The following is a 23,600-nucleotide window of genomic DNA, read 5'->3' as shown; positions in this document are numbered from 1 at the left end:
TATCGAATCCATCTCCTCTCCTGCCTCGTGGGAGTCACGCTGTTGCTCACGGGTTGCGGCCCCGAGGGGCAGGAGCAGACGGAGCTTCCGTCCGGCAGCGGCCCCGGTGAGACCGTCCAGGTGGCGGCGCAGGGGCTCGCCTCGCCCATCACCCTGCCGCTGGAGGTCCTCGGGGCCGAGGGCGTGACGAAGACGGTGACGGTCGACGTGACGGCCACGGACGCACAGCAGCCGCTGCGGCTGTGGATGCAGGTCCACAACCTGAGCTACGCGACCAAGGGCAGCGTCCGCTTCAACTCGGGCGCCTGGCTGCCCCTCAACAACACCACGGTGACGGTGGAGGGGCTGGGGAAGAACTACGGAGGCATTGGCGGGGCCTTCTCCACCCTGAAGCTGCTCCTGCCCGTTCCCACCGGGGCGCTCGTGGCCGGCTCGAACCAGCTCTCCTTCCGGTTCAACACCTCGGACGGCCGCTCCATCGGCTACCGGGTGCTGAAGTTCAACCTCCTCCGGGCCGATGGCAGCCGCGTCGTGCCGGACTCCCTCTTCGTGCAGGACAATCCCGCCAACTGGAAGGCGCCGCTCGGCGATGCCACCTCCATCGCCGAGGGCGAGAAGCTCTGGCGCACGAAGCAGCTGTGGCGCTCCTACAAGAACACCACGGCCATCCGGGCCCGGTGCGCGGACTGCCATGCCCAGGACGGGAGGGATCTGAAGTATTTCAATTACTCGAACGCCTCCATCATGGAGCGCGCGAAGTTCCATGGAATGAGTGACCTGGAGGCGCAGCGGGTGGCCTCGTACATCCGGAGCCTGCCCGTGTCCAACCCGGGGCGGCCGTGGAACCCGCCCTACCAGCCAGGGCCGGGGCTCGACTCCAAGCCCGTCGACCAGTGGGCGGCCGGAGCCGGGGTGGACGCGGTGCTGGAGAACAACCGCACCATGCTGCAGTACCTCTTCCCGGCGGGCATCACCAAGGAGGCCATCTCCACGGCGAAGAACCTCAGCGCCCGCGAGGTGCCCATCTTCTTCCAGCTCCCCGACTGGAATCACTGGCTGCCGAGCATCCACCCCAAGGACGCCTGGGGCGATGCCTTCGTCAATGACAGACTCAGTGAGGCCTACAATGGCGAGGGCACCTCGACGCCCTTCGCCACCATGCGCGAGCTGGCCGCGAAGGTGAAGGCCGGCGGCTACACCAACTATCGCAGTGTGATGTACCACCCCATCAGCCAGTGGAACCTGCGCCTCTACGAGTTCCTCTCGCCCCGGTACAACAGCACCACCACGGATCCCGAGTACTCGCGCAAGGTCTACTCCACCGCGCTCTGGCACGTGGTGAAGACGTGGGAGGTCATGCAGGAGTTCGGCCTGGAGGACAAGGCCCGCCTGCTGCACCCCTCCTCGCGAGACGTCCGGGCCTGGATGGGCAACAGCACCTTCGACACCTCGCCCCACCTGCTCAAGCTGCCGAGGACCAACACGGGCATCAATGACAACAACCCGTTCCACTTCACGTATTTCTCGATGGCCTGGTACCACCTCTCGCTGGTGCTCTTCAACGGCAACCATGCGGATGGCGCGGACCGCAACGCCCAGCGGCCGCTCGACTGGGGCTATGTGCATGGCTTCATCAAGGAGCTGAGCCGGACGCCCGCCGGCACCACGCCCGTGCAGGGGTTGCTCACGCTCTACCTGGCCAAGGGCATGCAGACCGCGGACAACTCGCTCAAGCCCAATGCCCCGTTCGGAGCGGGCTGGAGCCCGAGGAGCTCGGCCGACCTGAGCCGCTTCGTCGTGCCCGATCTCGTCGCGGGCTGGTCCGACATCACCGCCGCGGAGCGCAAGGCCATCCTGGAGGTCTTCCTGTCCACCTGGTGGGACAAGACGCGCCAGTACACCGTCGACGACTGGAGGAACGGGGGCGGCGCCACCACGACCGAGGTCCTCAACGGCGCCTATGACGGCACCCTGGGCAACCGCATCTACTTCCTGCTGCCGCAGTTCAAGTACTACGGGGTGAACGCCACGCTGATCAACACGATCGCCGATTGGGGCAAGACCGTCTGGCCCCAGGGCAACTGGGCCGCGGTCAAGACCGCCACCTGCGCGCCCAAGAACTCGTACATCCGGTGCTCCACCGAGACGTACTGACGAGGGGGGGATCACCCTTCTGCCGGGAAAGTGCTAGGACGTCGGCCGCCATGAGTGAACCGAACGTCCTAGCGGGCCCGCGCCGCGCCACGCTGGCCTTCATCTTCGTCACCGTCCTGCTCGACATCCTGGCCATGGGGATGATCATCCCCGTGCTGCCGAAGATCGTCGTCTCCATGCTGGACGGGGATACCGCGCGCGCCGCGGGGGTCTTCGGCCTGTTCTCCACGGCCTGGGCGCTGATGCAGTTCTTCTTCTCGCCGGTGCTCGGCGCCGTCTCGGACCGCTACGGCCGGCGGCCGGTGATCCTCCTGTCCAACTTCGGGCTGGGGCTGGACTACATCCTCATGGCGCTGGCGCCGACGCTGGGCTGGCTCTTCGTGGGCCGGGTCATCTCCGGCATCACCTCGGCCAGCATCAGCACGGCGAGCGCCTACATCGCGGACGTGACGCCGCCGGAGAAGCGCGCCGCCAGCTTCGGACTGATCGGCGCCGCGTTCGGCGTCGGCTTCGTGCTGGGGCCGGCGCTCGGCGGCGTGCTGGGCGGCGTGGATCCGCGCCTGCCCTTCTGGGTGTCTGCGGGCCTGAGCCTGGCCAACGCGATGTACGGTCTGTTCGTCCTGCCGGAGTCCCTGCCTCCCGAGCGGCGCAAGGCCTTCGAGTGGCGGCGCGCCAACCCGATGGGCGCGCTGAGACTGCTGCGCTCGAACGCCGAGGTGCTCCGGCTGTCGAGCGTCCACTTCCTCTATCAGCTCGCCCACGTCGCGCTGCCCAGCGTGTTCGTGCTGTACGCGAGCTACCGCTTCGGCTGGGACGAGCGCACCGTCGGGCTCACCATGGGCGGAGTGGGACTGTGCTCCGGGCTCGTTCAGGGCGGACTGGTCCGGCCCACCGTGAAGAAGCTCGGGGAACGGCGCGCCTTGATGCTGGGGCTGTTCTTCGGCGCGGTGGGGTTCACCATCTACGGCCTGGCGCCGACCGGGCTCGTGTTCTGGCTCGGCGTGCCGGTGATGGCGCTGTGGGGACTCACCGGCCCCGCGGCCCAGGGGTTGATGTCCAGCCGCATCAGCTCCTCGGAGCAGGGCCAGTTCCAGGGCGCGCTCTCGAGCATCATGGGCATCGCGGGGATGATCGGCCCCGGCATCTTCACCCAGACGTTCGCGTACTTCATCGGTCCGCACCTGGGCTGGAACCTGCCCGGCGCCCCCTTCCTGCTCGCCGCGCTGCTCCTGGTGTTCGCGATCGGCCTGACCGTGTGGGCCACGAGCCCGCGCCCGGAGGCCGCTCCCGCTCCGGCGCCCAGCCCCATGGCCTGAGCCCTGGCTCAGGTCTCGTGCAGGACGCGGCCTTCCATGCCGCCGGCCACGGTGATGACCTCACCCGTCACGTGGCCGGAGATGCGGTCGGAGGCCAGCGTCACCACCACGCGCGCCACGTCCTCGGGACGGCCCACCTTGCGCAGCGGCATGGTGCGCGTCACCCGGTTGATGAACGCCGGGTTCTCCAGCTTGTCCTTGTGGCGCTCCACCGCCGTCCACCCCGGGCACACCGTGTTCACCCGGCCCATCGGCGCGATGCGGGTGATCTCGTTCTTCAGGCTCTTGAGGAAGCCGCTCGCCAGCGCGCCCTTCGCCGCCGCGTAGTCCGAGTGCCCCGCCTCACCGAACAACCCCGCCGTCGAGGCGATGATGATGATGTTGCCCGTCCCCGTCTTCTCCACGTGGCGCAGGAACGCGCGGCAGCTCAGGAAGACGCTGTCCAGGTTCTCCGCCAGCGTCCGGCGCCACCGCTCCAGCGACATCTGCCACACGCCCTCGTCCGGCGGCGGCCACACGCCCGCGTTCGCCACCAGCACGTCCAACCGGCCCAGCTCCTTCACCGCCGCGGGCACCATCGCGTCCACGTCGGACTCGTTCGTCAGGTCCGCCCTCACCGCCGCGCCGCCCAGCTCCTTCGCCAACGCCTGGGCCTTGTCCTCGCTCCGGTGGTAGTGCACCGCCACCTTCGCCCCCTCTTCCGCGAAGGCCCGCACCACCGCGCTCCCGATGCCGCCCGCTCCGCCCGTGACGAGAACGCCCTTGCCTCGAAGATCCGTATCCATGGGGCGCCCTCTAGCAGAGAGGGAGGGGGGGACGTCCAGGTGCGCTACGGCGTGTAGAGCGAGGCCAGTGAGAGGTCGCCACTGCCGTCGAATCCTCCCGCGACGAGCACCTTGCCGTTGGGCAGCAGCGTCGCCGTGTGAATCCAGCAAGGCACGGGCAGGGAACCGGCGGCGCTCCAGGTGCCCGTCACCGGGTCATACACCTCCGCCGTCGCGAGAGGACCGCCGTTGTACCCTCCCGTGACGAGGACCTTGCCGTTGGGCAACAGCGTCGCCGTATGGAACTCGCGAGGTGAGGCCGGGGAGCCGGTCGCGCTCCAGGTTCCCGAGGCCGGGTCGTACAGCTCCGCCGTCCTGGAAAGGCCGCTGGGACCGTAGCCTCCCACGACGAGCACCTTGCCGTTGGGCAGCAGCGTCATCGAGTGGCCGTAGCGAGCCAGAGCCAGGGAGCCCGTCGCGCTCCAGGTGCCCGTGGCCGGGTCGTACACCTCCGCCTTCGCTTGAATCCCGGATGGGGCGCTGACATCGCTGGTGTACCCCCCTGCCACGAGCACCTTGCCGTTGGGCAGCAGGGCCGCCGTGTGCACATAGCGGGAAGAGTTGAGGGAGCCCGTCGCGCTCCAGGTGCCCGTGGCCGGGTCGTACAGCTCCGCCATCACGAGAGGGCCGCTGTGACCGTACCCTCCCGCGACGAGCACCTTGCCGCCGGGCAACGGCGTCGCGGTATGGTCATTGCGAGCCGAGGTCATGGAGCCGGTCGCGCTCCAGGTTCCCGTCGTCGGGTCATACACCTCCGCCGTCGTGATGAGCCCCCTCGTCCCGTTCCCTCCCGAGACGAGCACCTTGCCATCGGGCAGTGGCGCCGCTCTGTAGGCCCCGCGGGGCGTAGCCATGGAGCCTGTCCCGCTCCAGGTGCCCGTCGCCGGGTCATACAGCTCCGCCGTCGAGACGGCGGAGCTGTTGTATCCCCCTCCCGCGACGAGCACCTTGCCGCCGGGCAGAAGTGTCGCGGTGTGGTACCTGCGAGGCGCGACCATGAAACCCGTCGAGGCCCACCCCGAGGGCCCGGTCTCGCAGGCTTCGCTCACGCCATTGCAGTCCTCATCCGCCGCCGTCCAGCAGGCCTCCGCCATGGGGAGCTGTTGCCCCCGGCAGATGATGGTGCCGAACTCATCGCACTCCACGACGCCCCCATGGCAGCTCCCCACGCCCTGCGTTCCGCTGGGGCCGCCGTAGCAGGGCTGGCCCTGTTTGTCGGAACAGAAGCAGAGCTCGTTCACCACGCCATCGCAGTCATCATCGAAGGGGGTCTGGCAGCTCTCGGCCGCGGGCAGCACCTGCCCCTGGCAGACGCTCCACTCCGTCCCCGTGACGTTGCAGCGCCGGCGGCTGGCCTGGCACGAGCCCCGTCCCTCGGTTCCCTCGGGCCCCGAGTACGCACAGGGGATGAAGGCACCCGGCGAGCAGAGGACATCTGGCAGGACGAGCTGGACCGCGGTGCAGGAACCGCCGCCACAGGCAGCCGCCGTCGATGTCCCCGTCACGCGCACCCGCTCCGTGGTGGGCTGGCCCGGCAATCCAGCGAAGAGGTCGGCCGTCTGGCCCCGCTTCACCTCGATGCAGACATGGCCGCTCGCGCTGGTGTAGGCGGGCCCGCTGGCGCCTGGATAGCTGACCCCCGCGGCATTCACCGCCGCGCCTCGCACGGGTGCGCCGAGCCCGTCCACGACGAGCACGTCCACACAGCTCTTGTCCGTCCAGGGCGCATCCGCGTTCCACCAGGTGAAGTGCTTCACCTGGGCCACCCAGGCCAGTCTTCCAGGATGGGAAGACGAGGCCTGGACGGTGCCCGTGCCCTCCTCACGCCAGTGGCCCGCGTCCAGGTCGAACCACCAGGCGGGCACGGTGTCCCCCGCCTTGAACCGGCTGGCCAGCGCCTCCGGAAGGAGGAACTCCAGGGTGGCCGTCCGGCCCGGGGCGAGCTGCACGGGAGCCCCCTTGCTCCACAGGCTCACCTCCGCCATGAAGAAGCTCTCCAACCGTACGGACGCCCCATTCGCGGCGGCGAGGCCCTCCAGCGGGCCCGGCATGGCCGCCAGCTGCCGGGTGGGATCCAACGGAGCGACGGTGACGTTCACGGTACCGGTGACGGGCTGGCCCAAGGCATCGACGACGGCCCCGGGCGGAAGGGAGACGCGCACCTGCTCCGTCTGGATGAGGCCGCCCGTCTCCGCCTGGAAGGGGATGGGATTGCCCAAAGGCAGCAGCTTCACCTGGGCGCCCACGTGCGCTCCCACCCCCACCTCCACCACCGTCGTGGCGGACGTGAAGCCGAGCGCATCCACGCGGATCCGCAGGCGCCCGGACGGGAGGTTCTCGAAGAGCCGGTGGCCCGAGGTGTCGACAGGGAAGACAGCGCCCTGGAACGACACGGCGGCCCCTGGGATGGGCTGGCCCGAGGTGTCGACGACCTGAAGCAGCAGGCTGGTGCCCGCCGGCTCGGACGGCATGGGCTCCTCGGGTTCCGACGGACCCGAGGCGCCGTACACCTCGGCGGAGGCCTGATCGCCACCGCTGGCACCCCCAGCGGCGAGGACCCGGCCGTCCGTCAGGAGCGTGGCGGTATGCAGGTAACGGCCCGTGGCCATGGACCCCGCGGGGAGCCAGGTGCCGAGGGTGGGCTCGTACACCTCCGCCGAAGTGAGAATGCCCGTGTACTCATGGAAGCCACCCGTCACGAGCACCCGGCCCGAAGGCAGCAGGGTCGCGGAGTGGGAACGGCGCGGCACGGCCAGAGGAGCAGCCATCGTCCAGGTGCCCGTGGCCGGATGGAAGAGCTCCGCGGAGGTGCTGGCCGCCCGGTCGGAATCCCCACCGCCCACGACGAGCACCGTGCCGTCCGGGAGCAGGGTGGCCGAGTGCGAGGCGCGCGCCACGGCCATGGGCCCCACCGGGCTCCAGCGGCCCGTGGCCGGGTCATACACCTCGGCCGAGCCCTGGAGCTGACCGTAGGTGTTGCTTCCGCCCGTCACCAGGATCCGTCCATTGCTCAGCGCGGTGGCGGTGTGGTTGCGACGCGCCTCGGCCATGGAGGCCGCTGGAGTCCAGGTGCCGGTGGCCGGGTCATACACCTCGGTCGAGGACAGCGCGGAGCCTCCGTACTCGCCGTCCGCGCCCCCCGTCACCAGGACGCGGCCGTCCGGCAGCAACGTGGCCGTAGGGTGGAAGCGCGGTGTTGCCAGGTTGCCGGCGGGCCTCCAGGTACCGCTCGCGGCGTCATACAGCTCCGCGGAGAGACCGCTGCCGCCAGCACCCGCGATGAGCACGCGGCCGCCGGGCAGCAGCGTGGCCGTGGCCGCGCGGTGGGTGTCGAGCGCATCCGCCGTGCGGCTCCAGGTCCCGGTGGCGGGGTCGTAGAGCTCCGCGGAACGGTTGTAGCCCCCCGTGACGAGGACGCGGCCATCCGCCAACCTCGTGGCGGTGTGCAGCAGCCGGGTACTGCCCATGCGTCCCGCTGGAGTCCACGCCCCATCGGACGTGGAAGACGTCGCGGTCAGGCGCGCCGCGGCCTCGTCCAGGAGCACGGAGGTGGAATCGCCACAGCCGAGGCTGGAGAGGCAGATGAGCCCAAGGACCACGGCGAGCGCCCGTTGCGCGCTGGGAGATGGACTGACCCTGCTCATGTCTTCCGTTGACATGGGCAGAACTATTAGCAGAAATTTCCCGCCTAAGCGTACTTAATACATACCCCAGCAGGGAAGCTCCCGCCGTTACCGGCTCTCGGGCGGAGCGGAGCTTCCCTCCAGGGCTTGCGCGCCGAACTTCCTGGCCGCTTCGAGGAGCTCGTCGCTGAGGCGCGTACCGCGAACGGCTCGCGACAACGACAGCGCGCCGTACATGAGGGCCAGCATCGCGAGCGCCTTCTCCCGCGCCTTCTCCCCCTGGCCCAGCAGGCCGCTCAAATCCTGGATGAACCCGTTGAGCTCGCCCTCCAGCGCCCCACGATAGGGCTCCCCTTCCCTCGCGACCTCGGAGGCGATGCTCGGCAGGGGGCAACCGACGTCCGGGTTGTCCCGGTGTTTCCGCGACAGGTAGCGCTCGAGCACGCTCATCACCGGCGTGCGCGCCGTGTCGCTCATCGCCCGCTGGAGCATCCCGCTCCACATCGCCCGCGCCGTGCTCCGGATGCTCTCGGTGAAGAGCTGCTCCTTGGACTCGAAGTGCCCGTAGAAGCCCCCCACCGTGAGCCCCGCTCCCTTCATCACGTCCATCACGGAGCTGCCTCGAATCCCCCGCTCGCGCAGCAGCGCGGCGGCCGACGCGAGGATGGCCTCATGCGATTTCTGCTTCTGCTCCGCTTTCTGGCTCATGCCTCGCCCTCGCTCCGGGTTTCATGATGGGGATAATGTTGTGCCCCTCATGGGTCAAGGCTCCCGGCGCAAGGCCGCCTGCTTCCAAGGCCCTTTCCAAGCAGGCCCGGCCGTGGTTCATCTCCCCTCCGCCCATGAGCTTCTCGCCGCCCGTCACTCCGCCTTCCGAGGTCACCTCCGCCCTGCGCGACCGCGGCTACGCCGTCCTCAGCCGCTCGGGCCTCTGCGAGCTGGTGGGCACTCCGGCCGCCGCGCTCGATGCCCTGCGGCCCTCCTGGGAGGGCCTGCTCCCCGACGCCTACCTGCGCGACGGCGGCCGCTATCGCTCGCGCCGCCACTCGTGCTTCGTCGTCGAGGGCTCCACCGTCAGCCCCGTGCCACACCGCGCCCACTGGCAGCCCGTCGAGTACAACGCGCTCCACGGCGGACTGGAGCGCTGGTTCGAGCCCATCACGCCCGCCGTGGTCGAGCAGCCGGTCTGGCCGCAGTTGTTGCGTGGGCTCGCCGCGTGCTGCTCCGCGATCAAGGGGCCCCAGCCGTGGTTCGTCGAGGCCCACCAGTTCCGCATCGACACCACGGACGGCATCGGCAGGCCCACGCCCGAGGGGGCTCACCGTGACGGCGTGGACTTCGTCGCCGTGCTGCTCGTCGGCCGCGAGGGCATCAAAGGTGGCGAGACGCGCGTGTTCGACGCCGCTGGGCCGCACGGCATCCGCTTCACCCTTACCGAGCCCTGGTCCGCGCTGCTGCTCGACGACGAGCGCGTGATTCACGAGAGCACCCCCATCCAGCCCTTGGGCGACCAGGGGCACCGGGACACGCTCGTGCTCACCTTCCGCTCGAAGGGGTTCCAGGGTCCCGCGGCGCCGTGACGCTGGGGTTGAACGGGTTCAACCCGGGGGACTGATACCCTCACCCCGTCCCTCTCCCGAAGGGAGAGGGGTTGTTGGCGGGGTTTGACTGACAGTCAGGTGGGTTACGCGGCGTCGAGGCGCAGGAGCTTGCGGGCTTCCTGCGGCGTCGCCAGCGTCCGGCCCTTCGCCTTCGCCCGCTTCGCCGCCTCGGCCACCAGCTCCCAGTTGCCCTTCGCCAGCACGCCCTTGGACACGTAGATGTTGTCCTCGAGCCCCACTCGCGCGTTACCGCCCCGCTCCGCCGCCAGATCCACGAACGGCAACTGGTGCCGCCCCACCCCCGCCACCGTCCACGTGCTCCCCTCCGGCAGCGACTTGATCATGAAGTCCAGCGCGTCCTCCCGCGCCGTCAGCGCCCCCGGTACTCCCATCACGAAGTCGAAGTGGCCCGGCAGCTCCGCCACCCCCTCCTTCGCCAGCGCCCGCGCCTCGTCCACCATCCCCACGTCGAAGCACTCGAACTCCGGCCGCAGGCCCAGCGCCTTGATGCGCCTCGCGATGTCCCGCACCAGTGGACGCGGATTCCAGAACACCTCGTCCCCGAAGTTCACCGTCCCCGTCGTCAGCGTGGCCATGTCCGGCCGGTCCTCGCCCGTCAGCCGAAGCCCGCCGCACCGCTCGTCCACGTTCATCCCCACCGCTCCACCCGTGGACACCTGGATGAGGATGTCCGTCCGCTTGCGGATGGCCCGGATCGCCGCCCGGAACAGCTCCGTGTCCTGCGATGGCTTGCCGTCCGGCGTGCGCACGTGCAGGTGCACCATCGCCGCGCCCGCCTCCCGGCACTTCGCCGCGTCCTCGGCGATCTCCTCCGCCGAGATGGGCAGGTACGGCGTCTGCTCGCGCGTCGTCTCCGCCCCCACCATCGCCGCGGTAATGACCATGGGGTTGCTCATCGCTGGCCTCGCTGTTTGTCCTTCGGCACCACGCAGGTTCCGCTCGCCCGGCACACCACCACCGGCTCCGCCAACACGTCCGCCGCCGAGTCGTTCACGTCCGGCCTCGGGCGGATCACCTTGCGCGCCTCGAAGCGCATCTTCCGCGACGTGTTGCCCGACTGGATGATCTCCCCCTCCGCCTCGATGAAGTCCCCGGCGTACACCGGCGCGAGGAACTCCACTGAGTCGTAGGCGCGGAACAGGCCCTCGTCCCCGTCCATGCGGATGCACAGCTCGGTGGCCACGTCGCCGAACAGCCCCAGCATCCGCGCCCCGTCCACCAGGTTCCCACCGTAGTGGGCGTCGTGGCTGCTCATGCGCAGCCGGATGACCGCCTTCACGTTGCTCACTTGGGCTCGCCCTCCCAGTGCACGTTCTTGTCCTCCTTGCCTTCCTTCTGGAGGACCTGGTGCACGATGTAGTTCGCCACGTCCGAGGGCTTCGTCCCGGGGCCGAAGCCCACGTCGAAGCCCAGCTCCAGCGCCAGCTTCAAGTCCACGCGCGGCCCGCCCAGCAAGAGCAGCGTCTTGCCGTGGATGCCCGCGGCCTTCGCGGCCTCGATGAACTGGCGCGAGTTGTCTTTGTGCACGTCCCGCTGCGTCACCACCTGCGACACGAGGATGGCGTCCGCATTGCGCGCCATGGCCCGTTTGATGAGCTCCTCGTTGGGCACCTGGCTGCCCAGGTTGAAGGCCTCGAACCAGGGGTAGCGCTCCAGGCCGTAGTCGCCCGCGTACCCCTTCATGTTGAGGATGGCGTCGATGCCCACCGTGTGCGTGTCCGTACCCGTGCACGCGCCGAACACGACGATCCGCCGGCCCACCTTCTCCTTGATGAGCGCGTTGAGATCATCGAACCCCATCTTCTTCACCACCACTTCGGGGACGTCGATCTCCGCGTAGTCCAGCGAGTGCTGGGTGCGCGCATACACGACGAAGAAGGTGTACATGTCGGCGGCGCGCTCGGCGGCGGCCACCTTCACGTCGCTGAACCCCATCTTCCTCGCGAACACCGCCGCGGCTTCCTTCGCCTTCTCCGACAACGGCACCGGCAGCGTGAACGACAGCTGCACCACACCGTCATCGCGCCGGTCGCCATAGGGGCGGATGATCTGCTTCGTCGGCTTCGTCGCCATGGCGGCTACTTCCCCTTCCTGGACGAGGGCTTCGCGTACGCGACGCTGCCGGCCACCTTCTCCGCGAGCGTCTCGAAGCGGTCCTTCTTCTTCGCATCCATGTGGAAGACGAGCGACCAGGTGGTCTTCCCGTCACAGCCCACGTACGTCACCGTCTGCACCGACTCCGCGCCATCCGGCGTGGTGTCCGAGTCCACGCGGCGTGCCGCCGGAGCCTTGCCCAGCTTGAGCGGCTTCCAGCCCTGCTCGCTCCCCATGGCGGTGAGGATCTTCTCCAGGCACTTCTGCGGCTTCATCCCCGCCGACTGCACCGCGCCCACGTCCACCAGCAGGTACGCATCCCCGGTGGGGTCATCGAAGCGCTGGGTGCCGTCCGCCTCGGACTGCTGCCACTCGGAGGGCACCTGCAACGCGAGCGTCTTCACCTCGTACTTCGTCAGCTCCGCCGCCGGCTCCCCGGCCGCGAGCACCATCACCAGCAATGAGCCGAGCATCATGGCGCCTCCAGCAGATCCTGGAACGGGTTGAAGTAGTCCGGCGCCTTCTCCAGCACGCCGTCCAGCCCCTTGCCGCCCGTCTCCGTGCGCTTCACGTCGCCGAAGTGGCCCCGGCCGATGGCCGCCACCATGCCGTCCTTCTGGCACTCCTCCAGCAACTCCATCGCCTTGCCGAACACCTCGCGCGCGCGGTTGGCGATCTTCCCGTCCTCGCGAACGGTGAACTCCTCGTCGATGCCCGCCGCCGCCCGGTGGATGTAGCTGGCCGCCTTGAGCGCCACGTACCGGTCCGCCAGGAGCGGCGTGTGCATGGCCTCCGTCATCATCCCCAGCAACTGGATGCCCTGCCGCGTCCAGATGGCCACCAGATCCGCCATCACGTCGTACGCGTGGCTGAAGAAGATGTCCGTCTCCTTGTGCTTGGTGGGCGGCATGTACTTCAGCGGCGCGTTGGGGAAGCACCGGCGCACGAGCATCGCCTGCGACAGCTCCAGGAGCAGCGTGTCCGCGCGGTAGGGGTCGATCTCGTACGAGTGCCCCAGACCCAGCTGCCAGTCCTTGAGGCCCGCGCGCTTGGCGAAGGTCTCGTTGATGAACTGGCTGGCGATGACGGTGTGCGCCGCGTCGTAGGCGTCCGCCGTGGTGATGTAGTTGTCCTCGCCGGTGTTGATGATGATGCCGGCCTGGGCGCAGATGCGGCGGCTGAAGTACTGGTCGATGAAGGTGCGCCGCATGTTGATGTCGCGGAACAGGATTCCGTACATCGCGTCGTTGAGCAGCATGTCCAGCCGCTCGTAGGCCGCGGCGAAGGCGATCTCCGCCATGCACAGGCCCGACGAGTAGTTGGTGAGCTGGATGTAGCGCTTGAGCTTGCGGCCCTCGTCATCCAGGGCCTCGCGCATGATGCGGAAGTTCTCCTGGGTGGCGTACGTGCCGCCGTAGCCCTCGGTGGTGGCGCCGTGGGGCACGTAGTCCAGCAGGGACTGCGCCGTGGAGCGGATGACGGCGATGATGTCCGCGCCCGCCTGCGCCGCTGCCCGGGCCTGATCCACGTCGTCGTAGATGTTGCCCGTGGCGACGATCACGTACTTGTGCGGCGCCGCGCCACTGCCCAGCTCCTTGCGCAGCGCGTCACGCTGGGCGATGCGGGACTTGAAGTCGTCCATGGCGGCGCGGGCCTCGGCGCGCACCTCGTCGCGGAGGTTCTGCTCCATCTCCGGGGAGAGGGGCCCCAGCTTCTCCGCTGGGAGCGCGGTCAGCCGCTCCACGGCCTCCATGGGGCTGCGCGCGCCCATCTGCAGAGCCCGGCCGTACCAGTACGCCGCGCCCTTGTTGAGGACTCCGGCCGCCTTGAGCCGGTCGACCATCAGGTTGGCGAGCGGCACGCCTCCGGCTCCCGCGTCGGAGATGCCGAAGAAACGCAGCACGGTGCGCTCGACAGAGACAGTGGTGTTGCGGCGGATGAGCTCGAAGATGGGCTCGGTGATGTCTTCCGCCAGCTTTCGCGCACGAGCGATCTGCGCGTCATCGATGAACGGACCTGGCATGGTTGCACCTTACTATACGTAACGCGTTTCGAAGAGGCGGCGCAGGGCCGGCTCGGCGCGCAGCAGTTCGAGCGTGAAGTCCGCGTGCCCCGGCACGTAGCCGCTGCCCACCACCATGGTCACGTCCTTGCCCACGCCCTCGGCGCCCAGCGCCGCCGCGGTGAAGCTCGTGGCCATGGAGAAGAGGATGACGGTGCCGCCGTCCTTCGCGCTGAGGATGGAGGCCATCTCCGTATTCCCCACCGAGGCGCAGTTGATCACCAGATCACACAGCGCGCCCTCGGTGGCCCGGGACACCGCCTCCATGGTGTCCACGGCCTGGGTGGCATCCACCTTCAGGCCCACGTCGCACAGCCCGATGCCTTGCAGGGTGTCGAGCGCTTGCTGGGAGATGTCGAGCGCCAGCAGCCGGCCCTGGCCCTTCAGGCTGCGCCGCGCCTGCGCCAGGCACAGCGCGCCGCTCTTGCCCGAGCCCAGCACCGCCACCGTCATGCCCGGGCGCAGCCACCGGGCCACCAGGGCCGGCGCCCCCGCCACGTCCAGCGCCGCCAGCGCCAGCATGTCCGGCATGTCCGTGGGCAGCTTCGCGTAGAGGCCCGTGGCGAAGAGGATCGCATGGCCGCGGATGTCCACCCGGTCGATGGACGGGTGCACGGCCTTCACCTCCTCGATGACGAGCGGCGTCAGGCTGAGGCTCACCAGCGTGGCGATGCGGTCGCCCGGCTGGAGCACGCCGCGCGCCGGGTGCTTGGGGCCGATCTCCTTCACCCGGCCGATCAGCATGCCGCCCGAGCCCGTCACCGGGTTCTGCATCTTGCCGCGCTCGCGGACGATCTCCTGCACGCGGGTGGCGATGCGCGCCGGGTCCGCGCCCACCTCGTCCTTGATCTGCTTGAAGGAGGCCGCGTCGATGTTGAGGCTCTCCACGTCGATGAGGAGCTCGGCCTCCCGGCAGGGCAGCGAGGGCTCGAGCTTGCGCGCCCGTTGGGGCAACACGCCCTTCTCCCCCACGACGCGGGACAATCCGTAACGGTCGATGCTCATGGCGTCTCCAGGCCGCGGGTGGGCACGACTCCCACCCGCTCGAATACACGCCTAGCGTGTACCCGGGCGAACGTTGGAGCGCCAGAGGCAACAAGCACGGGCCGCGACAACGCCCCGCGTCATCGCCCGCGCGTTTTCAGGGAATGAGAAGACGCGCCCCGACGCCTACTCGATGGCGAGCCGCGGGCCGATCACCGACAGCGAGCGCTCGAAGCGGTAGTTCACGCCGGTGTGCCCGTCCTCGAACTCCTCGTGGAGGGCCTCGACGCCGCCGTTGCGGAGGTCCTCGGCCATCATCCGGGCACCCCAGCGCAGGTTGAACTCGTCGCGCGAGCCGCAGTCGATGAAGACGGTCTTCAGCTTGCGGAACGCGTCCAGGAACTTGGGCACGAAGCGCACCGGGTCGTGCACCAGCCAGCGGTTCCACACGTCCAGCCGCATGCGGCCCGTCTGCGCGTCGAAGGGCAGCTCCAGGTTGAGCGGCTCGCCCTTCTTCGGCGCGTAGGCCGCCGCCATGGCCAGCACGTTGATGACGGTGAAGTCATCGCCGCGCGCCTTGGTCTCGCGGGCGCGCCGGGTGAAGTCCTGGTACCACGCCTCCACCCCACCCGCCTTGAGCAGCGCCGAGGCCGCCTTGGGGAGATCCGGCAGGTAGCAGTACTCGAAGTAGGCGTCCGGCGACTGCGCGCTCAGGTGAGAGAAGATCTCCGGGTGGTAGCGCCCCATCACCAGCGCGCCGTACCCGCCCGAGCTGTGCCCCACCACCGCGCGCCCCGCCGCCTTGGGCAGCGTGCGGTACGTGCGGTCCACGCACCCCACCACGTCCTTGGCCAGGAAGTCCCGGTAGCGGCCGATGGCGTCGCTGTTCACCCACTGGCTGCCGCCCAGCGACGTCCACCCGTCCGGGAACACGCCGATGACGGGAGGAATCGCCCCCGACGCCACCAGCGCGTCCAGCCGCTCGGGCACGCTCACCGAGAACGCGGAGAAGTTCGTCCACGACTTGCCGCTGTTGGAGAACGCGTTGAGGAAGTACACCGCCGGGTAGCGCCGGGTGCCTTCCGCGTAGCCAGGGGGCAGGTACACCAACAGCTGGCGCCGCGCCGGATCTCCCAGCGGGTTGGACTCCAGCGCCGGCGAGTGCATCTCCTGCGTCTCGAGGACTCCCTTCATCGCGTTCCCCCTCCAGGGACCTCCCGGTCAGCCGCGCTGCCCGGGTTGCTTGCCGAAGAACTTCATCACCTGTTGCAGGTCCTCCCACGCCTTCTTCTTCTCCGCCGGTTGGCGCAGCAGATAGGCCGGGTGGAAGGTGGGCATCAGCTTGATGCCCTCGTACTCGCGCCAGTTGCCCCGCATCTTCGTGATGGGCGTCATGTCGCGCAGCAGCGTCTGCGCCGCGAACTTCCCCAGCGCCACAATCACCTTGGGCTGCACCGCCCGGAGCTGCGCGCGCAGGAACGGCTCGCACGCCGTCACCTCGTCCGGCTCCGGGTTGCGGTTGCCCGGCGGGCGGCACTTCACCACGTTGCAGATGTAGACGTCGTCGCGGCGATAGCCCATCGCCTCGATCATCTTCGTCAGCAGCTGGCCCGCCGCTCCCACGAAGGGCACGCCCTGCGCGTCCTCGTCCGCCCCGGGGCCCTCGCCCACGAAGACCAGTTCGGCGCGCGGGTTGCCCGAGCCGAAGACGATGTTCTTGCGCCCGCTGCACAGCTTGCAGCGTTGGCAGTCGCCCAGCTCCCGGCGGATCTCATCCAGCGTCGGCCGCTCGCCTTCCACCACTCCAGGCAGCGGGCCCGCGGACGGGCGCGCCTGGGCAGGGGCCTCGAGCGCCCTCGCCATGGGGGGCTCGCGGGCGGATAGCGGACGCTCGGGCTCCACGGCCGGGGCTCGCGGGGGCATCGGGCGCGCGGCGGGTGCCGGTGCCGGCTGGGCGGCTGGCGCGGGCTGCGCGGCCGCGGAGGGGGCAGCGGCCTTGGCCGTCTGGGCACGCAGACGCGCCATGCCCGCTCCGCGCAGCTCGGCGGCCTGGCGTGCGTCTATCTGAAGGAGTCGGCCACCGTCCTCCTCCTGCCAGAGGAGGTGGCGGCGCAGATCCTCCAGCACTTCGCTCAACTCCTGCGAGGTCTCGGGGGCTTCGCTCACGGTGACTCTGGGTTTATGGGTCCGGGCGCCCCGGTTCAACCGCCTGCCGGGTAGGGTGCCCGCACGCTTACCCCAGGGTCGAGTACGACGCCATGGTGGAAATCCGCTGGGGGCCGATTGGGATCCCCGGGGGACTGGTTGGGGTCCCCAATACCCTCACCCCGACCCTCTCCCAGAGGGAGGAGTGGGGAGGAGATCCTTGACGAGGTCCAGGATGGACCGGGCGACCTCCCGCTTCGTCCCGGACAGGTCCCGCTGCTTCCCGTCCCGCGTCAGCACCGTCACCTGGTTCGTGTCCACCCCGAAGCCCGCCCCCGGCGCCGTCACGTCGTTCGCCACGATCGCGTCCAGCCCCTTCCGCTCCAGTTTCTCCCGCGCGTACTCCACCACCCGCTGCGTCTCCGCCGCGAAGCCCACCAGCACCGGCCGCTTCTCCCGCCCCGACACCCGCTTCGACGCCTCGGCCAGCACGTCCGGCGTGCGCACCAGCGTCAGCGTCTCCGGGCCCTCCGACTTCTTCACCTTCTGCGCCGCTCGCGTCTCCGGCTTCCAGTCACTCACCGCCGCCGACGCGATGAAGCAGTCCACCTCCTCCACCCTCGCCAACACCTCGCGCGCCATGTCCTCCGCGCTCACTACGTCCACCACCTCGTAGCCGCCCCGCTCCACCGCCCCCACCGGGCCCAGCACCACCGTCACTTTCGCGCCCAGCCCCCTCGCCGCCTCCGCCAGCGCCAACCCCATCTTCCCCGTCGAGGGGTTCGAGATGAAGCGCACCGGATCCAGGTACTCGCGCGTGGGCCCCGCCGTGATGAGCACGTGCCGGCCCGCCAGCGGTCCCGGTGCGAAGAGGCGCGCCGCCGCCGCCACGATGTCTCCCACCTCCGCCAGCCGCCCTGCCCCCACGTCTCCGCAGGCGAGCAGCCCCGCCCCCGGCCCCACGAACTGGAAGCGCGGCTCCGCACGCAGCGCCGCCACGTTCTCCTGCGTCCGCTCGTTGTCCCACATCGCCACGTTCATCGCCGGCGCCAGCAGCACCGGCCCCCGGAACGCCAGCAGCGACGTCGTCACCGCGTCGTTCCCCATCCCCGCCCGGATGCGCGCCAGCAGGTCCGCCGTCACCGGCGCCACCACGTACAGCTCCGCCCAGCGCGCCAGGTCCAGGTGCCCGAAGTTCCCCTCCTGCGCCGGATCGAAGTAGTCCGTCAGCACCGGATGCCCGCTGAGCGCCTGGAACGTGAGCGGCGTGACGAACTGCTTCGCCGCCTCCGTCATCGCCACCCGCACCTGCGCCCCGGCACGCCCCAGCTCGCGCACCAGCTCGCACGCCTTGTACGCCGCGATGCCGCCGCCCACTCCGACGATCACCCGGCGCCCCTGCAGAGCCAAAGCCACCATACCGGGTTCATTACGCGGGCCGGGCCGGGCTCGCAACCACCGTGCACGGACAGGCGGGAAGACCCTCACCCCCGCCCTCTTCCAGAGGCCAGGGCGAACGCATCCAAGAGACTTCGGGTAAATCAGTCAACGCGTCGTGCCCAGCGAAAGAAGCCCCGGAGCTCCTTCCTGAAGTCCCTTAGACGCGTGTCAGAGACGAGCGCAGCCTCGGGACCAACTCAACCCAGCAAGCGGACGGTTGCACCGAGACGTGCTCGCCGCAGGGTGACAGCGTGCTCCCCTGCTGACCACCGCGCAGGTGGCCTACGCGGATTCATGGGAGAGCGCCTTCAGGTCGAACTCCTTCAGGCCTCGGAGTGTGCGATAGCGCTCCGGGAAGGCGGTGAGGATGAGGACCTGAAGCGTGTCCCCCGCGCTCTCGATCAGCTCCAGCGCGCGCCGATGCCGTGCCGCGTCCGTGTTGACCAGCGCGTCATCGAGGACAACGAGCTGCGGCTCAGGCCGGGGGCCCCGTGTGGACAACAGACTTCCAAGTGCGAGCCGCAGTGCGACCAGGGTCTGCTCCTGCGTTCCCCAGGAGAAGCTATCCAGTGGCCGCAGGCCGGCGGAGGTCTGCATCTGGGCTTCGCTGAACTCGGAGTTCAGAACGAGGTGCTCGGGACGGCCTCCTCCGCGGATATGCTCCAGGCGAGAGTGGATCTCCTTCTCGATGGGGCCGACGAACGTCCGGCTCACCTGCTCCTGCCAGGCCAGCGCCAGGCTGCGCAGACGCTCGGCGGCCCGTGCCCGCGTCTGGAGCTGCTGGGCGCGTTCCTTCGTCAACGCCAGCTTCTCTTCCGCGTCGCAGAGCTGGGAGTACAGACCCTCCGCCGCCGCCTGCCCGATGAGCGTCTCCGCGCGGATGATATCCTCCCGGGTCTTCTTCACCCTGTCCGCGACACGCGCCTGGGCCTCCTGGAGTTGCTGGCGCCGGGTCGCCGCGCGCTCCTCGGGGCGGGGAAGCTGGGCACGCAGGCCCTGGAGCATGTTCTCCAGACGCGCCAGCTCCGTACCCGCCTTCTCGACCTCCGCGCCGAGCTGCTCAAGCCGCATCCCCATCACGCCGAGCTGGGACTGCACCTCCAAACGCAAGGTGTGCGCCGTCCCGAGTGCGTCCTTCCGCTCCTGGGTGAGGACCTGCAGCTGCCGCTCCACCTTCCGGTACGCGGTCTCGGACTCCTCTCGTGCCTTTTCACGGGCCTTCACCTCGCGCTTGCAGACCTTCACCTCATCAGCGAGCGAAGCCACGTCGGAGAACCGGTACGTGGCCAGCCCCTCCACGGAGAGGTCGAGCTGGGCAACCCTGCCGCCGACCTCTCCCTGCACCTCCCGCAACTTCTCCTGAAGCGCCTCGACGCTCTCGACGTCCGCCGTCTCCAGGAAGGTGCTGAGCGCCTCCTCGTACTTCTGCTGCTCGTGGAGCAGCGCCTGCTGGGACTCCCAGGCCTTGCGCAGCCCGGCGAGATCCTCGACGCCCTGCTCGTGAAGGCGGCGCGCCAGCTCCTTGCGGTGCTTCTCGACCTCGGCCTGGAGCTTGCCGACCTCCTCGGCCCCGGTGCGTACGCTCAACAGGCCCACGCCCTTGATGCGGAGTTCCGCGGCACTCACGCCCGTGAAGACCTTCTGATCGTCCTTGGAGACCTTGTGCCGGCTGGTGTGTCCCTCGGCCTCCCACTCGATGTTCTGCGTGCTCTCAGCCTTGAAAACGACCTCGATACCCTGGACCTCCAGCCGGGCCCGGGCCTGCTCCAGCTTGCGCTGCATGTCCTCCATGCGCTTGACGTCGGACTCGGACAGCACCTTCAGCGCGGCCGTCTTGCGCCGGCTGTTCTCCTCGGCATTCGCCAACCGCGTGCCCTGCTTGACGAGCCCCTCCAGCCTGCGCTGCTCCTCCAGCAGCGCCCGGGCGTCCTCCAGCAGCCGCCCCCGCTCCAGCCGTAGCTCCGCCTTCTCCAGCTCGCCTTGCTTGGCCTTGAGCCGCTCCGTGGCGTCCCGGAGCCCCTCCTCCGCGCGACCGCACACCTCCTGCGCGGCCTGGATGGCGGATTCCTTCTGGGCCGCGAGGGCCTCGTGTTGCTTCACCTTCTGCTCGCGCGCGAGGAGCTCGCGCTGCTTCTGGTCGAGATTCTGCCGATGCTGGCGCTGACTCTCGACGTCCTTCTCCCGGAGCGCGACCTGCCGCTCCAACTGTGTCTCTTCTTCGATGCGCTCGTGGAGACCGGTGAGCTGTCGCTCGTAGTCCTTCTGCTCCTCCATCAGGTCGGTCAAGGAGTGTTGGTTGTCCGAGATGTCGTCGGCGAGCCGGGCCGTCTCCACCTTCCGCTGATTCAGCCGCGCGACTTCGTCTTCCAGGGCCCGGACGCGCTCCTCCACCTGGAGCAGGTCGCCACCGGCGACGAGTTTGCCCTTCTTCGGCGTGTAGAATTGGCCGTAGGCCGCCTCGACCGACTTCAGCAGCGCCTGCTCTTCGTCACTCAGGGCGGCGACTCCCACGGTCTCCAAGAGCCGCGCCTTGAGCGGAGTGTCCAACTGCGGCACCTCCTGCCGCTCGGCGAACTGGTTCAGCCAGAGCAGGCGGGCCAGCCCCCAGTGGCCCACCTTCGTCGCGCCGCTTCCCGGCACACTGGACGAGAGGAAGCCACGAACGAGCTCATCCGCCTGTTGCGAGTCGGCGAGCCGCTCGAAGCGGGTGCCCGTCCACTCCTCCAGCATGCTGGAGGCATCGTCCAGAAAGACCTTCTCCAGGCGGTAACGCTTCCCGGCCGTCTCGAACTCCAGGGTAATGCGCGGGGAGAGGGTCGTCTGCCAGGGGCGGAGCTGCTGAATCTCCCGGTCCTTCGTCGAGTAGCGGTCGAACAGCGCCCGCGCGACGGCGAGGATGAGGCTCGACTTGCCCGTCTCGTTGGGCGCGTGGATGACGTGGACACCCGTGCCCAGCCCGGAGAGATCCACCGGGTTGCGGAAGCAGCGAAAGTGCTGAACGCGAAGCCTGCGCAGAATCATTTCCACACCTCCATCACCAGTTCCGTGAGCAACTGCCGCGCCGCCAGCCGGACAGCGGCCTCCCCTGGGGCCTGCGACGCGGGGGCCGCGGCCCCCCCCAGCTCTCCCAGCAACGAGGAGAGGAGGCTGCTCGAACCGGCGATATCGGCGAGGCGCCCCTCCGCCTCGGCCCGGGGGATGTCATTGCGCTCGATGCTGACATGCAGGAAGCCCCGGCCCCCGAGCGCGTCCTCCAGCCCGCTGAGCAGCGAGGTGGCGTCGTCCGCCGAGGTGCCGGTGGTGCGCAGCCGCAGGAGGGTCCTCTCCGGATGGGGCAGCCCCGCCACGAGAGCCCGGACGCGCTCCACCTCCGGCCCGGTCCCCTGACTCAGGTCCAGTTCCAGGGCGCGCCACGCCAACGAGCCGGTCTGGACAGGGGTCAGCCGGGGCTTGGCGCCGCGAGAGGCAATCTCCACCAGCAACGCCTGGCCGGAGCCGTCCTCACCGAACTTCGTCGTCTCGTGAGCGCCCGAGTAGGCGGTCCGCGCGTCGTGGAGGTACTGCCCGTGCCAGTGGCCGAGGGCGAGGTAGTCCAGGCCGCTCCGGGCCACGACGTTCAGGGCGATGGGGAAGTCGTCCGCGGAGTACCTGCCCTCGATGCGCAGCGAGCCATGCGCCACGCCGATGCAGATGTCGGCCGGGTCGGCCCGCGCGGCCCACTCGGAGGTGGGGTCCTTCATGCCCTTCTTCTGGCGCAGCGGGGCGGGGAGCAGCACCGCGCTCGTCCGGGGAACGGGCACGGCCGAGTCCCCGTCCAGCATGATGACGTGGGCGGGCCGCTGCTTCCAGGAGGGGCGGCGGTAGATGGCGTCAGGCGTCAACGCATCGTGGTTGCCGGGGAGGACGTAGACCGGGGCGCGGGAGTCCGCGAGCACCGTCAGGACCTCATGAACGAGCCTGTCCTCGACGAAGTTGTCTTCGAAAATGTCACCCGCGAGGACCACCGCGTCCACACTCTGGCTGTTGGCTGCGCGGATGACGTTGCGCGCCGCCTCCAACCGTGCCTTGCGGACGTCCGAGGCCACGCGCGCCACATGTTGCGCCCGAAGCCCTATCTGCCAGTCCGCCGAATGAAGAATCCTGACCATCTACCCCTCAAGAACACACAAGCCCAGAGCGTGGTGACCGTGATGCCCACCCGCCATGGAGGAGCACCTTCCTGGCGACCATACAAGTAGCCTCGACCCCCTGGAATACTCCCTTGGGGGTATGCGCCCGGCGCGGGCTCATGGCCACAAGACCTCTGACATCGAAACTTTCTCAGCCGTACGAAGAAGGGCAGTTCGTGAAAGAGCGCGTCACCTCGCGCGTGGAGGACGGTGGTGAGCCAGCAACCCCCATCTCCTCCGGGTAATGGATGGCGCGTGCGAGCTGGGCGGCCGCGAGGGTGTCTCGCGAGTCGATGAAGAGGCGAAGTCCCGCGAGCGCCACCTGGGCCTCGGATGAAGCCACCAGCCCACTGCGCGGCAGCACGGCGCGCAGGCCGAGCGCTTCGAACTCATGAGTAGCGTGCACTCATCGTTCGAGCGGCAGAGGCAGGCGAGGCATTCGTCGTACCCGCCAAACCCAGGACTTCCAGGCGTTTATGATGAGGCAGAACGCCAATCCGGAATCGCGCCCGCCCTATCCCAGAGGGAGAGGGGGTTCCGTCTTGCCCTCCTCGCGCGATCGGGCCTACGACGCCGGTCCTCTGACCCTTTCCCGGGAGGTTATCGGTGCCTGTTCCCTTCGCCGGAGGCTGCGCCTGTGGGGCCATTCGTTATGAGTGCTCCGCCGCCCCCATCGCCGTCCTCAACTGCCACTGCCGTGACTGCCAGCGCGCCAGCGGCACGGGGCACTCCACGGTGGCCGTCGTCCCCGCGGACTCGCTGCGTCTGCTGCACGGCACACCCAGGCAGCATGCGTCCACGGCGGACAGCGGCAACGAGGTGCGGCGGGAGTTCTGTTCCGATTGTGGTTCCCCCCTGTTCGCGCGCGGCGGCATCCCGTCCTTCGTCGCCATCAAGGCCGGCAGCCTCGATGACCCCAGCTGGTGCGTGCCGACGCTCGACATCTGGACCCAGAGTGCCCAGCCCTGGGACACGATGAGCCCCTCTCTACCGAAGTTCCCGAAGAACATTCCGGCTCCCTCTCGTTGAGGCCGCGGGCTGCCCAGGGGCCTCATCGCTGACGGGTGACAGGGGGCAGGAGCTGAAGGCGGGCTGACCCTCACCCCAGCCCTCTCCCAGAGGGAGAGGGGGCCTGACGCGGATCCAACCCGGGATACGAGGCACCCT

Annotated in this window: 19 protein-coding genes; 4 read left to right on the top strand and 15 right to left on the bottom strand. The window is 69.3% G+C overall.

Annotation, left to right across the window (positions count from 1 at the left end; translation table 11 throughout):
* Window positions 1-42: 42 nt before the first annotated feature.
* Both NR798_RS19885 and NR798_RS19880 read left to right on the top strand, forming a co-directional pair.
* The gene (locus NR798_RS19885) at window positions 43-2,154 is read left to right on the top strand and encodes a hypothetical protein (RefSeq protein WP_375773064.1); all 2,112 of its coding nucleotides are present in this window, start codon (window positions 43-45) and stop codon (window positions 2,152-2,154) included.
* 50 nt (window positions 2,155-2,204) lie between these two features.
* Entirely contained in the window at window positions 2,205-3,470 is a 1,266-nt protein-coding gene (locus tag NR798_RS19880) for a TCR/Tet family MFS transporter (protein WP_375773063.1), read from the top strand.
* An 8-nt stretch (window positions 3,471-3,478) separates the two neighbouring features.
* On the opposite strand, the gene NR798_RS19875 is transcribed toward NR798_RS19880, so the two are convergent.
* The 3 genes from NR798_RS19875 to NR798_RS19865 form a co-directional block, all read right to left on the bottom strand.
* A complete protein-coding gene (locus NR798_RS19875; protein ID WP_375773062.1) occupies window positions 3,479-4,255 on the bottom strand; it encodes an SDR family NAD(P)-dependent oxidoreductase in 777 nt (258 codons plus the stop codon).
* Between the two features lie 44 nt (window positions 4,256-4,299).
* A complete protein-coding gene (locus tag NR798_RS19870; protein ID WP_375773061.1) occupies window positions 4,300-7,938 on the bottom strand; it encodes a kelch repeat-containing protein in 3,639 nt (1,212 codons plus the stop codon).
* 87 nt (window positions 7,939-8,025) lie between these two features.
* Window positions 8,026-8,625: a TetR/AcrR family transcriptional regulator gene (locus NR798_RS19865; RefSeq protein WP_375773060.1), complete on the bottom strand. Its 600-nt coding sequence runs from the start codon at window positions 8,623-8,625 to the stop codon at window positions 8,026-8,028.
* A gap of 134 nt (window positions 8,626-8,759) precedes the next feature.
* Here NR798_RS19865 and NR798_RS19860 point away from each other — a divergent pair, with 134 nt between their 5' ends.
* On the top strand, window positions 8,760-9,497 hold the full coding sequence (locus tag NR798_RS19860; protein WP_375773059.1) for a 2OG-Fe dioxygenase family protein: 738 nt from the start codon (window positions 8,760-8,762) through the stop codon (window positions 9,495-9,497).
* A 104-nt stretch (window positions 9,498-9,601) separates the two neighbouring features.
* Here the strand turns inward: NR798_RS19860 and NR798_RS19855 are convergent, their stop codons facing one another.
* From NR798_RS19855 to NR798_RS19800, 12 genes are all read right to left on the bottom strand, one after another.
* Window positions 9,602-10,435, bottom strand: a complete 834-nt coding sequence (locus tag NR798_RS19855; RefSeq protein WP_375773058.1) for a 3-keto-5-aminohexanoate cleavage protein — start codon at window positions 10,433-10,435, stop codon at window positions 9,602-9,604.
* Complete coding sequence (locus tag NR798_RS19850; RefSeq protein ID WP_375773793.1) at window positions 10,432-10,794, bottom strand: hotdog fold domain-containing protein; 363 nt, start codon at window positions 10,792-10,794, stop codon at window positions 10,432-10,434. Before NR798_RS19850 ends, NR798_RS19855 begins: the two co-directional genes overlap by 4 nt.
* A 29-nt stretch (window positions 10,795-10,823) precedes the next feature.
* Window positions 10,824-11,612, bottom strand: coding sequence for an OAM dimerization domain-containing protein (locus tag NR798_RS19845; RefSeq protein WP_375773057.1), 789 nt, complete (start codon window positions 11,610-11,612; stop codon window positions 10,824-10,826).
* 5 nt (window positions 11,613-11,617) lie between these two features.
* Window positions 11,618-12,109: a hypothetical protein gene (locus tag NR798_RS19840; protein ID WP_375773056.1), complete on the bottom strand. Its 492-nt coding sequence runs from the start codon at window positions 12,107-12,109 to the stop codon at window positions 11,618-11,620.
* Entirely contained in the window at window positions 12,106-13,656 is a 1,551-nt protein-coding gene (locus NR798_RS19835) for a lysine 5,6-aminomutase subunit alpha (protein ID WP_375773055.1), read from the bottom strand. The genes NR798_RS19840 and NR798_RS19835 overlap by 4 nt, the downstream gene beginning before the upstream one ends.
* 12 nt (window positions 13,657-13,668) lie before the next feature.
* Window positions 13,669-14,700 (bottom strand): L-erythro-3,5-diaminohexanoate dehydrogenase, encoded by a 1,032-nt coding sequence (locus NR798_RS19830; RefSeq protein ID WP_375773054.1) that lies wholly within the window; start codon window positions 14,698-14,700, stop codon window positions 13,669-13,671.
* A gap of 165 nt (window positions 14,701-14,865) precedes the next feature.
* Window positions 14,866-15,873, bottom strand: coding sequence for an alpha/beta hydrolase (locus NR798_RS19825; protein ID WP_375773053.1), 1,008 nt, complete (start codon window positions 15,871-15,873; stop codon window positions 14,866-14,868).
* A gap of 27 nt (window positions 15,874-15,900) precedes the next feature.
* On the bottom strand, window positions 15,901-16,845 hold the full coding sequence (locus tag NR798_RS19820; protein ID WP_375773052.1) for a uracil-DNA glycosylase family protein: 945 nt from the start codon (window positions 16,843-16,845) through the stop codon (window positions 15,901-15,903).
* A gap of 156 nt (window positions 16,846-17,001) precedes the next feature.
* The gene (coaBC, locus tag NR798_RS19815) at window positions 17,002-18,243 is read right to left on the bottom strand and encodes a bifunctional phosphopantothenoylcysteine decarboxylase/phosphopantothenate--cysteine ligase CoaBC (protein ID WP_375773051.1); all 1,242 of its coding nucleotides are present in this window, start codon (window positions 18,241-18,243) and stop codon (window positions 17,002-17,004) included.
* Between the two features lie 303 nt (window positions 18,244-18,546).
* Window positions 18,547-21,285, bottom strand: coding sequence for an AAA family ATPase (locus NR798_RS19810; protein ID WP_375773050.1), 2,739 nt, complete (start codon window positions 21,283-21,285; stop codon window positions 18,547-18,549).
* A complete protein-coding gene (locus NR798_RS19805) occupies window positions 21,282-22,412 on the bottom strand; it encodes an exonuclease SbcCD subunit D (protein WP_375773049.1) in 1,131 nt (376 codons plus the stop codon). The genes NR798_RS19810 and NR798_RS19805 overlap by 4 nt, the downstream gene beginning before the upstream one ends.
* Window positions 22,413-22,584: 172 nt before the next feature.
* Window positions 22,585-22,839 carry a hypothetical protein gene (locus tag NR798_RS19800; protein WP_375773048.1) on the bottom strand — a complete coding sequence of 85 codons (255 nt, stop codon included), beginning with the start codon at window positions 22,837-22,839 and terminating at the stop codon, window positions 22,585-22,587.
* 200 nt (window positions 22,840-23,039) lie between these two features.
* On the opposite strand from NR798_RS19800, the gene NR798_RS19795 reads away from it, so the two are divergent.
* The gene (locus tag NR798_RS19795; RefSeq protein ID WP_375773047.1) at window positions 23,040-23,462 is read left to right on the top strand and encodes a GFA family protein; all 423 of its coding nucleotides are present in this window, start codon (window positions 23,040-23,042) and stop codon (window positions 23,460-23,462) included.
* The last annotated feature ends 138 nt before the right edge of the window (window positions 23,463-23,600 follow it).

This window comes from Archangium gephyra, from assembly GCF_042230915.1.
Lineage (GTDB): Bacteria > Myxococcota > Myxococcia > Myxococcales > Myxococcaceae > Archangium > Archangium gephyra_B.
Note: the sequence above shows the minus strand (reverse complement) of the source record. Positions and strands in the feature narration are given on the sequence as shown.